Raw genomic sequence first — 13,754 nt, forward strand, 5'->3', positions numbered from 1 at the left:
ATACAAAACCCGGCAATCCTGCAAATTATCGATTATCCGGCCCGATAATTTCAGGAATGTTACGACAGGAGCGTCAAAAACGAAGCAACGGTTAGACGAATGATCCGCTTATCCGCGAGCGCCATGCGTGAACGGCCGGCCGCGATATGGGGTAGCGTTATCAAACTTTGCGCACTTTGCCCGGAAACCGGAAACCGCATGCACGACTCGTCCACTGGCACGCGGCACCCATCAACGGCCGAACGCTGGGCGCCCTACGTCTATTTCGTGGTCGGGCAGCTCGGCTGGTTTGCCTGTGTACTGAGCGCCGCACGCGACGTGCCGTGGATGGGCGTTGCAACAACCATTGTGCTCCTCGCCGTGCATCTGGCGCGGGTTGAGCGGCCGTTGCAGGAGTTCAAGCTGCTGGTCAGTGTGTTGGTGGTGGGCGCGATCTGGGAGAGCGTGCCGGTCGCCACCGGGCTGCTCGAGTATCCGAACGGCATCGTGTTTCCGGGTATCGCACCTGACTGGATCCTTGCATTATGGGCGCTGTTCGCGGCCCAGTTCAACACCGCGTTCGGCTGGCTCAAGCAACGCATGCTGCTTGCTTCGGTGCTCGGCGCCATTGCCGGACCAATGTCGTTTCGCGCCGGCGCAGCGCTCGGCGCGGTACGCTTTGCGCAGCCATGGCCCGCGACGATCGTGCTGGCTATCGGCTGGGCAATCCTGATGCCGGTGATGATCCTGCTGTCGCGGCGGTGGGATGGAGTTCACTGATTGCGGCTGAGGGTCAGTGGAAATCGAGGCCGGCGCGTATTTTGTTTGCCTTTAGAATGCCCCGTTGTCGTTGCCAACGGCATTCTCCTTTGACCGCCATGACCGATACCTCTTCGCTTCCCGCTTCGCTTCCTTCTTCGCTGCCCCGTTTCGACGACGCGCAAACCGCGCGCTTGCTGCCCTTCGATCGCCTCGTCGATACCCTGAAGCTCACCATGCTCGACTATGCCGATGGCCTTATCACGAGCCCCGAGCGCATGGTGGTGCCGCTTCGCGACGGCGCCGTGATGCTCTCGATGCCCGCCGCCGCCGCCGATCTCGCCATGCACAAGCTCGTCAACGTATGTCCGAAGAACGGTGCGCTCGGGTTGCCGACCATTCATGGCCAGGTCACGGCATTCGATGCTGCGACCGGTGTGCCGCTCTTCATGCTGGACGGTCCCACGGTAACCGGCCGCCGCACGGCCGCGGTCACCATGATCGGCATCCAGGCGCTGCTCGGGCGCGAGCCCTCGGCCGTGTTGATCATCGGCACGGGCAAGCAGGCTGTGTATCACGTCGAGGCGCTGAGCGCGCTTTATCCGGCCGCGCAGATTGTCGTGCAGGGCTCGCGGGCCGAACGCGCCGAGGCGTTTTGTGCGGACCATGCGGGGTTATCGACGAAATTGAGTGCGCTAAAGGACGCTGATATTCCTGCGTCGATCGACGTAGTTATCGCGACGACCACCAGCAAGACGCCGGTCTATACGCTGCCGCCCATCGAGGGCCGGCTCTTGATCGGAGTGGGCGCATTCACGCCTGATGCGGCTGAAATCGCGGCATCGACGGTGCTTGCGAGCGATGTGTTCGTGGACGATCCCGCCGGCGCGCGACATGAGGCCGGGGACCTGATTCAGGCGGGTATCGACTGGGATGAGGTACGGCCGCTTGCCAGTGCGTTGAGCGTTCAGGCTGCTGATGCAGCAATCAAGCGGCCAGTCGTGTTCAAGAGTGTTGGATGCGCGGCGTGGGATCTGGCTGCGTGCAGGGTCGTCAGGGCAATGCTCGAAGCAGGTTGACAAGCTGAGACACGCGCGCGTATTCAAGCTGGAATAGTCCTTGCTAACTATCTCATGGTGATCCGAGGATTATTTCAGGGCTTGATTGATGACTAGTCGAAACGAATTTGAACTGAGAGAAACGGATTGGCGCGGCCAGTCCGATGTAGCAACCATTGCAAAACAAGCATGGTCAGACGCGATACCCGCAGCCACGCCAACGGCGCCGTCTCGCGCTACGCCACCGGCGACGTACTTCATATCGGTGCTCGAACTGGCGACGGGCGAGAAGCTTGGCAATGACGAACGGCTTCGCGCCATCGCGATTCTTGAAGCGCATTTTGCAATGGGCCGTCCCCGCACGTTGAAAGAAGCGATCAGGATCTGCGCGGGCGCGATCGATTCTTCGACGCTTCAGCGCATGGCGCGCGGAGCGATGGGCTGATTGCTTGTGCGCTTGCAGCGTTACTTCGGTTTTTCACGCCGCTGGTAAGTACGACGTGTTTTTATCATACGGAAGACTTGCATCGAAGGCGCCATGCTTCGCCTGAGCGGGTCAGCGTGATTGCCGAAAGCGGTTCCAGGTCCATGCAATAGATTGCCGTAAGCGGCGCTTCCAGCACGCGCGCCAGCACGGTCTTGACCACGATTGCATGCGTCACGATCAGCGTGACTCCCGCCTCTCGATTGCTCTCCAGCGCGCCCCATACCCTTGTTTGAAGGGCTTCCAGGCTCTCGCCGCCGTGCGCCGCGCTTCCCGGTTCGGAAAGCCATGCGCCTAATCCGGCCGCGTCTTCATCGTGAATCTCGCGGATCGGACGGCCTTGCCAAAGACCGTAATCCAGGTCACTCCATGACGCGTCAACGCTCGTCGTGGTTTCAAACGCTCGGCCCGTTTGCATGGCGGCGTGTGCCGGGCTGGTGACGACGCGATCGGGTTGAAACATCGAAGCAAGGTGCGGGAGCCGGGCTAACTCAAGCTCATCGATAGCGTCGCCGGGACTCGGAAACGAGCCAGTTTTCATGGCGTGCGTGGTCGCGTGGCACAGCAAGATAATTTCGGTTTTCATGGCGCTCGATTAATAGATTGCTTTACATTCCACTCACTCATTTTAGAATGACAAGCTTGCAGCGCGAGGAAGCCGGTGAAAACCCGGCACGGTCGCGCCACTGTGAGCAGATGTCGAATGGGACTGATAACGCTTCAGCCTTCGTTCAGCATCTGCAAGTCAGACCCCCGCTGCAGCCTTTCTTTTGTCTTACGGGACGCGCATTCCCTTGGAGTCGTTCATGAACCATCCTGCCGTAGCCGCCGGTTTGTCCGGCAATAATCCCGCATTTGATGCACCCATACCCATTCCGGTGCGTGAAGTGTTGCCCTGGGCTGTCTTTATCGGCCTGCTTTTGCTGATCGCGATTTATTTTGTCGGTGCCGAACAGGGCGCGACTTCGATCTTCCAGGGCATGTATATCCACGAGTTTGTCCACGACGGTCGCCATCTGCTCGGCTTTCCCTGCCACTGAGACCGACCATGATCCGAAACCTTTTGATACGCGGCATGATCGCGGGACTTGTTGCGGGCCTGCTCGGCTTTTGCGTTGCTAAAACCTTTGGTGAGCCTGCGGTTGATCGCGCGATTGCTTTCGAGTCGCAGCAGGACAAGCTGCGCGACCAAGCGGACGCAGCGGCCGGGCATCCACACGATCCCGCCGACGACGTCGAACTCGTCAGTCGCGGCACACAAGCGGGACTGGGATTGTTGACCGGTGTCTGCGTGTTCGGGACAGCATTGGGCGGCCTGTTCTCGCTCGTGTTCGCTTTTTCGTATGCGCGGCTCGGCGCTTTGCGCGCACGCGGCACGTCGGCGTTACTCGGCTTGTTCGGCTTCGTGACCGTCGCGATCGTGCCGTTCCTCAAGTACCCGCCTAATCCGCCTTCCGTGGGCAATCCTGACACTATCGGCGTACGGACCGCGCTGTTTTTCGGCATGGTCGCGATCTCGCTGATCGTGGCCGTGTTTGCTGTGCGGCTGCAGCGTCGGCTGCAAGCGCGCCACGGCAACTGGAACGCGGTGCTGATCTCGGTTGCCGTGTATATCGTGCTGATGGCGCTGGCGTATCTTGCGCTGCCGCCGATCGACGAAGTGCCGAAACTGTTCTCAGCTGCGCTGCTGTGGAAGTTCCGGGTGGCGGCAATCGGTATTCAGGCGGTGATCTGGACCACGCTCGGTTTGCTCTTCGGCGTGCTCGCGCAACGTGAAATGGAACAGGCGCCGGCCCGGAGGATTGCTTCGGCCTGAGCGCTTCGTTAGTGCGTTAGGGCTTTAGTGCGTTAGTGCTTTAGTGCGGATCCAATGAGAGGCGGCTTGCGGGCCGCCTCTTTTTCATAGCGCGCTCTTGCGTGCAAGCAGGGTATCGAACAGGGCGAGCTTGTCGCTGTCGGCCATCGTTTTCCATGCCTTGATTTCTTCGCGGCTTCTGAAACAGCCTTCGCAACGACCCGTGGTCTTGTCGAGCCGGCATACGTCCGTGCACGGCGAGCCGACGGGTTGAAGCTGTCTGGCGCGCTCGATGGTGAACGTGAGTTCGAGCGGTACGTCTATTTCCATCGGCAGTTCCGTAGGCGTTGTCATAGCGTTTCGCCGCGAAAGAGGGCGGCGGCGGCCACCGGATTCGTCGGCCAGTAAGTGTGCATGTAGGTAGCCGTGATCGGGCCGTGTCGATAGATCGCCTCACCTTCCACGCCCGTGGTGGCGTGCGTCGCGGTGAGCAATGGCGACATGCTGGTCGTCATCGACGAGTAGTGGAAGGTGTGGCCGGTATGGGTGCCGTGGCGGCTTTCAACACGCTGCATGGCGAGCCGGGCCAGGCGTTTTTGCATCTTCGCGTGGCCGGGCAGAAGGGCAAGCATGGCATGCTGAGAACCTTCGATATCCGTCAGTGAATCGAGCAGATACAGCATGCCGCCGCATTCCGCGACCACCGCTTTACCCGCCTCAACGTGCGCTCGAATCGAGGCCGCGCTCGCAAGGTTCGCTGCAAGCCGGGCCGCGTGCAGTTCCGGATATCCACCCGGCAGATAGAGCGCATCGGCATGCGTGGGAACGGGTTCATCGGCGAGGGGGGAGAAAAACGCGAGCGTTGCGCCCATCGCCTCCAGCAGATCGAGATTAGCAGGGTAGATGAACGAAAACGCAGCATCGCGGGCAATGGCGATGTGCATGCCTTCCAGCAAACGCGGCGGCTGTTCAAGGGCGGCGTAATTGAACATGACCGCGGGCGGCAACTCGCGCAACGTCGTCTCGCCGATGGCGTCCGCTGCGCGATCCAGCCGCGTATCGATGTCGGCCACCTCCGCTGCCTGCATGAGGCCCAGGTGCCGCCCGGGTAGCGCAATGTCGTCGATGCTCGACAGATGCCCGCAGTATCGAATGCCTTCAGGAATGGCTTCGCTCAACATTTGCGCATGCCGTGCCGACGCCACGCGATTGGCGAGCACACCGTGAAAGGGCAGATCTGCGCGATAGCGCGCGAGCCCGAACGCCATTGCGCCGAAGGTCTGCGCCATGCCGTGCGCGCCGATCACGGCGAGTACCGGCACGCCGAACGCGGCCGCGAGATCGGCGCTGCTGGGCGTGCCGTCGAAGAGGCCCATCACGCCTTCGATGAGGATCAGATCGGCTTCCTGCGCCGCTTGCGCGAGCAGCGCGCGGCAACCGCTTTCGCCGACCATCCACAAATGCAGCGAATACACCGGCGCGCCGGACGCGCGTTCCAGGATCATCGGATCGAGAAAGTCGGGGCCGGTCTTGAAGACCCGTACCCGCAAGCCAAGCCGTGCGTGATAGCGCGCGAGACCGGCGGTGACGGTGGTCTTGCCCTGGTTCGACGCGGGGGCGCTGATGAATAAAGCGGGGCAGGCGCGCACGTCAGAACTCGACGCCGCGTTGCGCCTTCACCCCTTGCTCGCGATACGGATGCTTGATCGGACGCATCTCCGTCACGAGATCGGCCGCTTCGATCAGCGCTTCGGGCGCATGGCGTCCTGTCACGACCACATGCAGCATCTCAGGCCGCGCGGTGAGCACCGCGAGCACTTCATCGAGTGGCAGGTATTCGTACTTGAGCACCGTGCACAGCTCGTCGAGCACGACCATCTGATACTCGCCGCTTTCAATCATCTTGCGCGCGGCGTCCCAGCCTCGGCGAGCCGTCGCGATATCGGCATCGCGGTTCTGCGTGTCCCACGTATAGCCGTCACCCATGGTGATGAAATCGCAGTTCGCAATTGCGCCGAGGAAATCGCGTTCGGACGTATGCAGCGCGCCCTTGATGAACTGCACCACGCCGAGCCGCATGCCGTGTCCGAGCACGCGTACGGCCATGCCGAAGGCCGCCGTGGTCTTACCCTTGCCCGTGCCCGTATTGACGATCAGGAGGCCCTTCTCGCGCGCGGCGGCGGCCTGCTTTTTCTCGTGACCTTCCTTGCGCCGCTGCGTCATGCGCAGATGCGATTCTTCGTCCGTTTTCATCATGTTCTCTCGTTGTCAGTCTGTTGTTCCGAGTCGTCTTCGGCTATGGCGACGGTCACGCCATCGATCACTCTTTTCGGCACTATGATTCGGCCATTACGCGATGCCAGCAATGCACACGGTTCGCAGACGCCGTCGATGCCAAGCAGCGCCTGAACCCGTCCCGACATGCTGGTTTCAACCTGCGCGATGTCTTGCTTCGAAAAAAACTGCAATGGCAATCCGTGGCGAGCGGCGAATTCGAGCAGCGCGGTTTCGTCCTTCTTGCTATCAATCGATGCCAGCGCTCGAGTGCTCGCCAGCGGCCGGGTCCCCAGCGCCGCGAACACGGCGGCATGAATCTGTTCGACGCTTACACCGCGCCGGCAGCCTATGCCGATGACCCATGTGCTCATGATGGCGCTCGGTTCGCACAGCCCGGACACATGTAAGCAAAACCGCTGAAAGACGGCCGCTGGGTCGAGCTCGATACTGAGCGCAAGCATTGAAAAATTGGATTCATGTACGACGATATAAGCATTACGTCCTTCATCCGTCCCTCGCGGATGTGGCGTCCAGCGCGCTTTTAAAGCTAAAGCGCGCCACTTGGCGACTGGCCGGTATCCGGGCTTGGCGACCGCATTCCGCTCGCCTTCCCGCTCGTCGGAGCAGTGGCTGTGGAGGAAATGGGCGCACGGTTCGATGACAGCCAGAAATGAGAGTCAGTCGAAGCGAGCGCGGGTCGCGTACCGTTGCGGGGGACAGCACAGGTTTTTGTCGACACGGCGCGTTGAGCTGAAGTGTGAGCCTTGAGCCTCGAAAATACGCGCGTGCACATCCTGTTTCCCGTTTAACTACGCGCGCGGAAAAAGCGCGCGTGAGCACCAGACGCGGGCCAAAGATAGCACAGCGGGTGTCGGTTGCGCTGGGCTTTTACAGGCTGGAACCGGCCGGCGGCGCAGGTTTTCCGCGCTCGCAGCAGCGCAAGCGCGCGTTTGCAGGGACGGCTTAAGCTCCCTTGCACGCCCCGCCCGAACCTTGACGCTAATCCCCCATCAGCCTAGACTTCGCGGTAGTTTTCTGGTGCTCGCGCGCGGTCTCTGCTGCGCGCAGTTAAACGGGAAGCAGGAAGCGTTGCCGGAACCCCGGCCGTGCCAACCTGCGCTGCCCCCGCAACGGTAAACGAAAATCGCGCGACGTGGTTTTACCCTGATTCACGCCACTCGCGCGGTAAAGCCGCCTTCGAAAAACCACTGCATGCCTATGTCATGCGGGAAGGTGAAGCGGCATTTTCGCCAGCCCGGATACCGGCCGGAACGAGTAACACCTGAAGCGGGCGTTTGTCGCGGGGATGCGGCATATGCTCGATACTTTCCACCATGCTTTTTCCGGATTGCCGTCCTGTATTGCGACGCTCGTGAGCGCATTTTATTGTTCGCCTTGGGCGGTAAAGGACCACGCATTCCGGCAGCAAGCAGCCAATCAATAGCACGGAGCAACGGATGCAAATGCGCAAAATTCCGGTCACGGTCGTAACGGGTTTCCTCGGCAGCGGCAAGACCACGTTGATGCGGCACATCCTGCAAAACGCGAAAGGGCTGCGGATCGCGGTGATCGTGAACGAGTTCGGAGAACTCGGCATAGACGGCGAAATCCTGAAGGGCTGCAACATCGGTTGCGAGGATGAAAGCGTCACGGATCAACCGAATCTGTATGAACTGTCGAACGGCTGTCTTTGCTGCACGGTGCAGGAAGAGTTTTATCCGGTGATGGAGCAACTGGTCGAGCGGCGCGATCAGATCGATCATGTGCTGATCGAGACCTCCGGCCTCGCGTTGCCCAAGCCGCTCGTGCAGGCTTTCAACTGGCCGTCCATCAAGAATGCGTTCACCGTGGATGCTGTCGTGACTGTTGTAGATGGTCCCGCTGCGGCAAGCGGCCAGTTCGCGGCGAACTCGCAGGCTGTGGACGCACAACGCCGGGCCGACCCGAACCTCGATCACGAATCGCCGCTGCATGAGTTGTTCGAAGATCAACTCGCTTCAGCGGACCTGGTGATTCTCAACAAGACCGATCTGATCGATGAAACGCAGCAACGCGCGGTGGAAACGTTGATTCGCGGCGAGATTCCGGCGGGCGTCAAGATCGTGCCGGCGCAGATGGGTCAGCTCGATCTGCATGCGCTGCTCGGGCTGGAGGCAGCATCGGAAACGACTATTCATCTGCGTGTCGACCATCATGGTTCCGTCGACGACGAAGGGCACGCCGATCACCACCACGACGATTTCGATTCAGTCGTGGTGGAAGCGCGGGTCGAGTCGCGCGAGGCCGTGGTCGCTGCATTGCGCTCACTGGTCGATGCCAACACGATCTATCGCGTGAAGGGTTTTGCGGCGTTGCCGGGCACGCCCATGCGGCTTGTCGTGCAAGGTGTAGGCCAGCGTTTCGATACCTATTTCGATCGTCGCTGGACCGCTGCCGAAGCGGCCCGCGAGACCAGCCGGTTCGTGCTGATTGGTGAAGATCTCGATCAGCCGCGTCTGCAACAAGCGCTGGTTGCCGCGCTCGCCAACGCACCCGTGCAGGCCTGATCCATGCATCTGCTACGCACGACGCCCGGCGGTTTTGTCGACGACGCAGCCGGCGTCATGCGTATCGACCAGACGCCTGCGCCGATCGTCGTGCTCAGCTCGGCCGATACCACGCTCTCGCTACTCGCGAGTGTCGTGCCGCATCTGGAAGCGGATTTTCCGGCGCTGCGGCTGGCAAATCAGGCGTTCTTGCGGCAACCGGCATCGGTAGATTTTTACGTCGACGACGTGCTGAGACATGCACGGGTGATCGTTATCGATCACCTTGGCGGCGAAGCATACTGGCCTTACGGAATCGAGAGCATTACCGCGCTCGCGCGCCGCAACGGCCAGATGCTCGTGATGTTTTCCGGCGATCTGCAGGAAGATCCGAACCTCGTTGCGAAGAGTACGGCCGAGCCCGGATTGTGCGATCAACTCTGGCGGTATCTGCGTGAGGGCGGTGCGAAAAATGCTGAAGAGTTTCTTCGTTGCATCGCGTTTCGGGCGTTGGGGTATGGGCGTGAAGCGCATGCGCCGAGCCCGTTGCCGACAGTGGCAATCTATCATCCGGCGCGGCAGATCGCGACCATTGACGACTGGAAAAAACGCTGGATTCAAGGTGCGCCCGTTGTCGCCGTGCTGTTCTATCGGGCCCATTTGCAGTCCGGCAATACGGACGTGTTCGATGCATTGATCGAGGCCCTGGAAGCACAAGGCCTCAACCCGTTGCCGATCGCGATGGCGTCACTAAAAGACCCGTTGAGCCGCGAAGTTGTGCAGCAGCTTTGCGCGGATCACGGGGCGTCGCTGGTGCTGAACACGACCTCGTTCGCAGCCGGCGTCATAGACGACCCTGTGCCTTTTGAACTCGCGGGCGACGCGCCGGTACTGCAAGTTATCCTCAGCGGGGGAAATCGTGAAGACTGGCTGAAAGACAACCACGGGCTGAATTCGCGTGATGTCGCCATGCATGTCGCCCTGCCGGAAGTCGATGGCCGCATCATCACGCGCGCGATCAGCTTCAAGGGACTCGCGTATCGATGCAAGATCACTCAAGTCGATGTCGTGCGATACCAGCCCGACCTTGAGCGGGTGCGTTTCGTGGCCGAGTTGAGCCAACGTTGGTGTCGCTTGCGGCAACTCGCTAACGCTGACAAACGCATCTCACTTGTGCTCGCGAACTACCCGTTGAGTGAGGGGCGCATCGGCAATGGCGTGGGTCTTGATACACCGGCGTCTGTCGTCAACATCCTGTCAATGCTCGATAAAGAAGGGTATCGAGTGGATGAAATTCCCGCCGATGGTGACGCGCTGATGCACGCGCTGACCTCGGGCGTAACGAATGATCCCGTGGTTCGCGACTTGCGTCCCGCGTTGCAAAGCCTCGCGCTTGACGACTACCTCGACGCGTTCGCCAAGCTGCCGACCAACGTCCAGCAGGAGTTGAATACGCGCTGGGGTCCGCCCGAAAGTGATCCCACGATCCGGCGCGGCCGCTTCATGATCGCGGGCTGGCGCTGTGGGCATGTGTTCATCGGCATCCAGCCGGCGCGCTCGCGTGAGCGCGGCGACTACGCGAGTTATCACGACGCGGAGCTCGTGCCGCCGCACGCGTATCTCGCTTTCTACTTCTGGCTGCGGCTGCGATTCAACGTGGATGCGGTCGTTCACGTTGGCAAGCACGGCAACCTTGAATGGCTGCCGGGCAAGAGCGTTGCATTGAGCGCGTCGTGCTGGCCTGATCTGACGCTGGGCGCCATGCCGCATCTATATCCTTTTATTGTCAACGATCCGGGCGAGGGCAGTCAGGCGAAGCGGCGAGCTCAGGCGGTCATTATCGACCACTTGATGCCGCCGCTCACGCGCGCTGAAAACTACGGTCCGCTGCAGGATCTGGAGCGTCAGGTCGACGAATATTATGAAGCGCTGATGGTCGATCCGCGCCGCGCGAAACTCCTGCGCAAGACGATTCTGGCGAGCATTGTTGAGCACAGGCTGCATGAGGAACTCGGACTCGATAAACCTCGCGATTCCAATACTGAGGATGCGTTACTGACCCGCGCCGACGCGTATTTGTGCGAGCTCAAGGAGGCTCAGATCCGCGATGGCCTGCATGTGTTCGGTGCGTCGCCGCAAGGCGTGCAACGCCGCGATACCCTGCTTGCCCTCGGCCGTTATCCAACCGGCGACGCGCAAGGCGCGAACGCGAGCGTGCTCACCGCACTGGCTCGCGACTTGAATCTGGGCGACACGTTCGATCCCCTCGATGCCGACTGGAGCGCGCCGTGGACAGGTCCTCGTCCCGCTGAACTCGAAACGGTGATCGATGCACCGTGGCGCCATCATGGCGACACCCGCGAGCGTCTCGAACTGCTCGCAACGTCGTTGCTCGACAAGCCATCCGACACGGCGGGGCCGAACACATCGCAGGTACTCAAACGCCTGAACGGCGACCTGCTCGCGCGGCTCGACGCTTGCGGCCCGCAAGAGTTAAAGCAGCTTCAACGTGGTCTCGATGGGCATTTTGTGCCACCGGGTCCGAGCGGATCGCCATCGCGTGGAAGGCCGGACGTGTTGCCGACTGGCCGCAATTTTTACTCCGTCGATACCCGCGCCGTGCCAACGCGCGCAGCATGGACGCTCGGCCTGAAGTCGGCCAACCTGCTGATCGAGCGCCACCTTCAGGAGCACGGCGACTATCCGCGTGCGATCGGTTTGTCTGTATGGGGTACGGCCACCATGCGCACCGGCGGTGACGATATCGCCCAAGCCATGGCGCTGATCGGCGTGCGGCCGAAGTGGGCGGCGGGCAGCAATCGCGTGACTGATTTCGAAGTCCTGCCTATCACCATTTTCAATCGCCCGCGCATTGACGTGACGCTGCGTGTGTCGGGATTTTTCCGCGATGCGTTCGCCAACCTGATGCATCTCTTCGATGCCGCCGTGCAAGCCGTGGCCGAACTCGACGACGAAGCCGAAGACATCAACCCGATCCGTGCGCGCATCATGCGTGAACGCGACGAACACATGGCGCGCGGACTGGACGAGAAGGAAGCGCGCTTGCGCGCGGGTTGGCGCGTATTCAGCACGAAGCCGGGCGCATACGGCGCGGGTTTGCAGGAAATGATCGACGCAAAACAATGGCAAAACGATGCTGATCTCGCGCGCGGTTTCCAAAGCTCCGGCGGTTATGCGTATTCGCAAAAGGGCGATGGCGTTGAGGCCCGCGACACCTTTGGCGCGCGCTTGTCGACCATCGACGTGGTGGTGCAGAACCAGGACAACCGCGAACACGACCTGCTGGATTCGAACGACTATCACCAGTTCCAGGGCGGCATGGTGGCGGCCGTGCGGCATCTTTCCGGTACCCAGCCGCAAGCGTATAACCCCGATCACAGTAATCCGGCCGCGCCGCGCATCCGCACGTTGCAGGAAGAAATCTCACGCGTGATCCGCTCGCGCGTAGTCAATCCGAAATGGATCGACGGCGTGAAGCGGCATGGTTACAAGGGTGCGTCGGAACTCGCTGCAACGGTAGATTATCTGTTTGGTTACGATGCCACCGCGCGGGTCGTATCGGATCATCAGTACGCGCTTGTTGCCGATGCCTACGTCAACGACGCTGACACGCGCGAGTTCATGCAGCAGCATAATCCGCACGCGCTGCACTCGATCTGCGAGCGTTTGACCGAAGCGATGCAGCGCGGCTTATGGCAAAGTCCAGGCGCGTATCAGGACCAGATCGAACGCCATCTGCTGGACGCCGAACAGCAACTCGAAGGGCAACGAACGTGAACGAATTGATCTTCCCGTTTGCCGCATTGGTCGCACAAGAACCCTTGCAGCAAGCACTTTTACTCGCCGCGGTCGATCCGGCGCTGGGCGGCGTGCTGGTCAGCGGTCCGCGTGGGACCGCGAAATCGACGACTGCGCGCGCGCTTGCCGAACTGCTGCCCGAAGGGCAGTTCGTGACTTTGCCGCTGGGGGCGAGCGAAGAACAGTTGATCGGTTCGCTGGATATCGAAGCTGTCTTGCGCGACGGCGGCGTGCGCTTTTCGCCGGGTTTGCTCGCGAGGGCGCATAAGGGCGTGTTGTACGTCGATGAAGTGAATCTGCTGCCCAATCAACTCGTGGACCCGTTACTCGATGTAGCCGCGAGTGGGGTGAACGTGATCGAACGCGATGGCATTTCGCATCGGCATGAAGCGCGGTTTGTGTTGATCGGAACCATGAATCCGGAGGAGGGCGAACTCAGGCCGCAATTGCTGGATCGCTTCGGCTTGGCGGTGGAATTGCAGAATTGTTTCGATGCTGAAAAACGCCGTGAGATCGTCAAGGCGCGTCTCGCATTCGATACGGATCCTGACGCTTTTTGCTCGCAGTTTGCGGGGCAGCAAGCCGCCTTGGCCCTGAGGCTTCGCCAAGCCAGAGCGACGCTTCCGATCCTCGAATTCGACGACGCAGTTCACGCGCGCGTCAGCGAGTTATGTATCAATGCTCATGTGGACGGCTTGCGCGCCGATCTCGTCATGCTGCGCGCAGCGCGAGCGCTGGCCGCATTTGAAGCAGCTTCAGCGGTGAACGTGGAACACGTTGAACGCGTGGCTGAATCGGTGTTGCTGCATCGGCGCAAGGCAGGCAGTGCGCCTAGCAATCAAGGCTCTTCTGAGCCTAGCCCACGACAACGTCCCAATGACATTGACGAAGCAAGCTTCGGCTACATGCCTCCCGAGCCCGTAGACATCACAGCAGTCAAGAACGTAAGGCCGCTTGCAGCAAAAAAATCCTGAGCCATCGAAGACCGGATGCACAGGCCGAACCCGGCCGCCTTCGATGGCTAGAACCTTCCTCGCCGGGTAGAACACGATCACGCG

Annotated in this window: 14 protein-coding genes and 3 riboswitches; of the genes, 9 read left to right on the forward strand and 5 right to left on the reverse strand. The window is 60.9% G+C overall.

Going from position 1 to position 13,754, the window contains the following annotated elements:
- Positions 1–198 precede the first annotated feature (198 nt).
- From ACSQ36_RS23645 to ACSQ36_RS23655, 3 genes are all read left to right on the forward strand, one after another.
- Positions 199–759 carry a DUF2878 domain-containing protein gene (locus tag ACSQ36_RS23645; RefSeq protein ID WP_436183799.1) on the forward strand — a complete coding sequence of 187 codons (561 nt, stop codon included), beginning with the start codon at positions 199–201 and terminating at the stop codon, positions 757–759.
- 98 nt (positions 760–857) lie between these two features.
- Positions 858–1,817, forward strand: a complete 960-nt coding sequence (gene lhpI / locus ACSQ36_RS23650; RefSeq protein ID WP_436183800.1) for a bifunctional Delta(1)-pyrroline-2-carboxylate/Delta(1)-piperideine-2-carboxylate reductase — start codon at positions 858–860, stop codon at positions 1,815–1,817.
- Between the two features lie 88 nt (positions 1,818–1,905).
- Positions 1,906–2,241, forward strand: a complete 336-nt coding sequence (locus tag ACSQ36_RS23655; RefSeq protein WP_436183801.1) for a hypothetical protein — start codon at positions 1,906–1,908, stop codon at positions 2,239–2,241.
- 64 nt (positions 2,242–2,305) lie between these two features.
- Here ACSQ36_RS23655 and ACSQ36_RS23660 read toward each other — a convergent pair whose 3' ends face one another.
- Positions 2,306–2,866, reverse strand: a complete 561-nt coding sequence (locus ACSQ36_RS23660) for a histidine phosphatase family protein (RefSeq protein ID WP_436183802.1) — start codon at positions 2,864–2,866, stop codon at positions 2,306–2,308.
- A gap of 39 nt (positions 2,867–2,905) precedes the next feature.
- Positions 2,906–3,085: riboswitch (adenosylcobalamin (AdoCbl) riboswitch) on the forward strand.
- A gap of 1 nt (position 3,086) precedes the next feature.
- On the opposite strand from ACSQ36_RS23660, the gene ACSQ36_RS23665 reads away from it, so the two are divergent.
- Positions 3,087–3,320, forward strand: a complete 234-nt coding sequence (locus tag ACSQ36_RS23665) for a CbtB domain-containing protein (protein ID WP_255631152.1) — start codon at positions 3,087–3,089, stop codon at positions 3,318–3,320.
- Positions 3,321–3,328: 8 nt separating this feature from the next.
- Positions 3,329–4,096, forward strand: coding sequence for a CbtA family protein (locus ACSQ36_RS23670; protein ID WP_436183803.1), 768 nt, complete (start codon positions 3,329–3,331; stop codon positions 4,094–4,096).
- An 84-nt stretch (positions 4,097–4,180) separates the two neighbouring features.
- Here the strand turns inward: ACSQ36_RS23670 and ACSQ36_RS23675 are convergent, their stop codons facing one another.
- The 4 genes from ACSQ36_RS23675 to ACSQ36_RS23690 are packed head-to-tail and all read right to left on the reverse strand — an operon-like array spanning position 4,181 to position 6,723.
- A complete protein-coding gene (locus ACSQ36_RS23675) occupies positions 4,181–4,429 on the reverse strand; it encodes a DUF1289 domain-containing protein (protein ID WP_436183804.1) in 249 nt (82 codons plus the stop codon).
- A complete protein-coding gene (locus ACSQ36_RS23680) occupies positions 4,426–5,724 on the reverse strand; it encodes a cobyrinate a,c-diamide synthase (RefSeq protein ID WP_436183805.1) in 1,299 nt (432 codons plus the stop codon). Before ACSQ36_RS23680 ends, ACSQ36_RS23675 begins: the two co-directional genes overlap by 4 nt.
- Position 5,725: 1 nt before the next feature.
- The gene (cobO, locus tag ACSQ36_RS23685; RefSeq protein WP_213762293.1) at positions 5,726–6,328 is read right to left on the reverse strand and encodes a cob(I)yrinic acid a,c-diamide adenosyltransferase; all 603 of its coding nucleotides are present in this window, start codon (positions 6,326–6,328) and stop codon (positions 5,726–5,728) included.
- Positions 6,328–6,723: a cobalamin biosynthesis protein gene (locus ACSQ36_RS23690; protein ID WP_436183806.1), complete on the reverse strand. Its 396-nt coding sequence runs from the start codon at positions 6,721–6,723 to the stop codon at positions 6,328–6,330. The genes cobO and ACSQ36_RS23690 overlap by 1 nt, the downstream gene beginning before the upstream one ends.
- Positions 6,724–6,905: 182 nt before the next feature.
- A riboswitch (cobalamin riboswitch) is annotated at positions 6,906–7,211 on the reverse strand.
- Here ACSQ36_RS23690 and ACSQ36_RS23695 point away from each other — a divergent pair.
- The 4 genes from ACSQ36_RS23695 (at position 7,185) to ACSQ36_RS23710 (ending at position 13,670) form a co-directional block, all read left to right on the forward strand.
- Positions 7,185–7,319 carry a hypothetical protein gene (locus ACSQ36_RS23695; RefSeq protein ID WP_436183807.1) on the forward strand — a complete coding sequence of 45 codons (135 nt, stop codon included), beginning with the start codon at positions 7,185–7,187 and terminating at the stop codon, positions 7,317–7,319. Its footprint overlaps the riboswitch before it by 27 nt.
- A 64-nt stretch (positions 7,320–7,383) precedes the next feature.
- Positions 7,384–7,637, forward strand: a riboswitch (cobalamin riboswitch).
- A 172-nt stretch (positions 7,638–7,809) separates the two neighbouring features.
- The gene (gene cobW / locus ACSQ36_RS23700; protein ID WP_436183808.1) at positions 7,810–8,898 is read left to right on the forward strand and encodes a cobalamin biosynthesis protein CobW; all 1,089 of its coding nucleotides are present in this window, start codon (positions 7,810–7,812) and stop codon (positions 8,896–8,898) included.
- Positions 8,899–8,901: 3 nt separating this feature from the next.
- Entirely contained in the window at positions 8,902–12,675 is a 3,774-nt protein-coding gene (gene cobN, locus ACSQ36_RS23705; protein ID WP_436183809.1) for a cobaltochelatase subunit CobN, read from the forward strand.
- The gene (locus tag ACSQ36_RS23710; RefSeq protein WP_436183810.1) at positions 12,672–13,670 is read left to right on the forward strand and encodes an ATP-binding protein; all 999 of its coding nucleotides are present in this window, start codon (positions 12,672–12,674) and stop codon (positions 13,668–13,670) included. Before cobN ends, ACSQ36_RS23710 begins: the two co-directional genes overlap by 4 nt.
- The last annotated feature ends 84 nt before the right edge of the window (positions 13,671–13,754 follow it).

Source organism: Caballeronia sp. LjRoot34 (assembly GCF_964253815.1).
GTDB lineage: Bacteria > Pseudomonadota > Gammaproteobacteria > Burkholderiales > Burkholderiaceae > Caballeronia.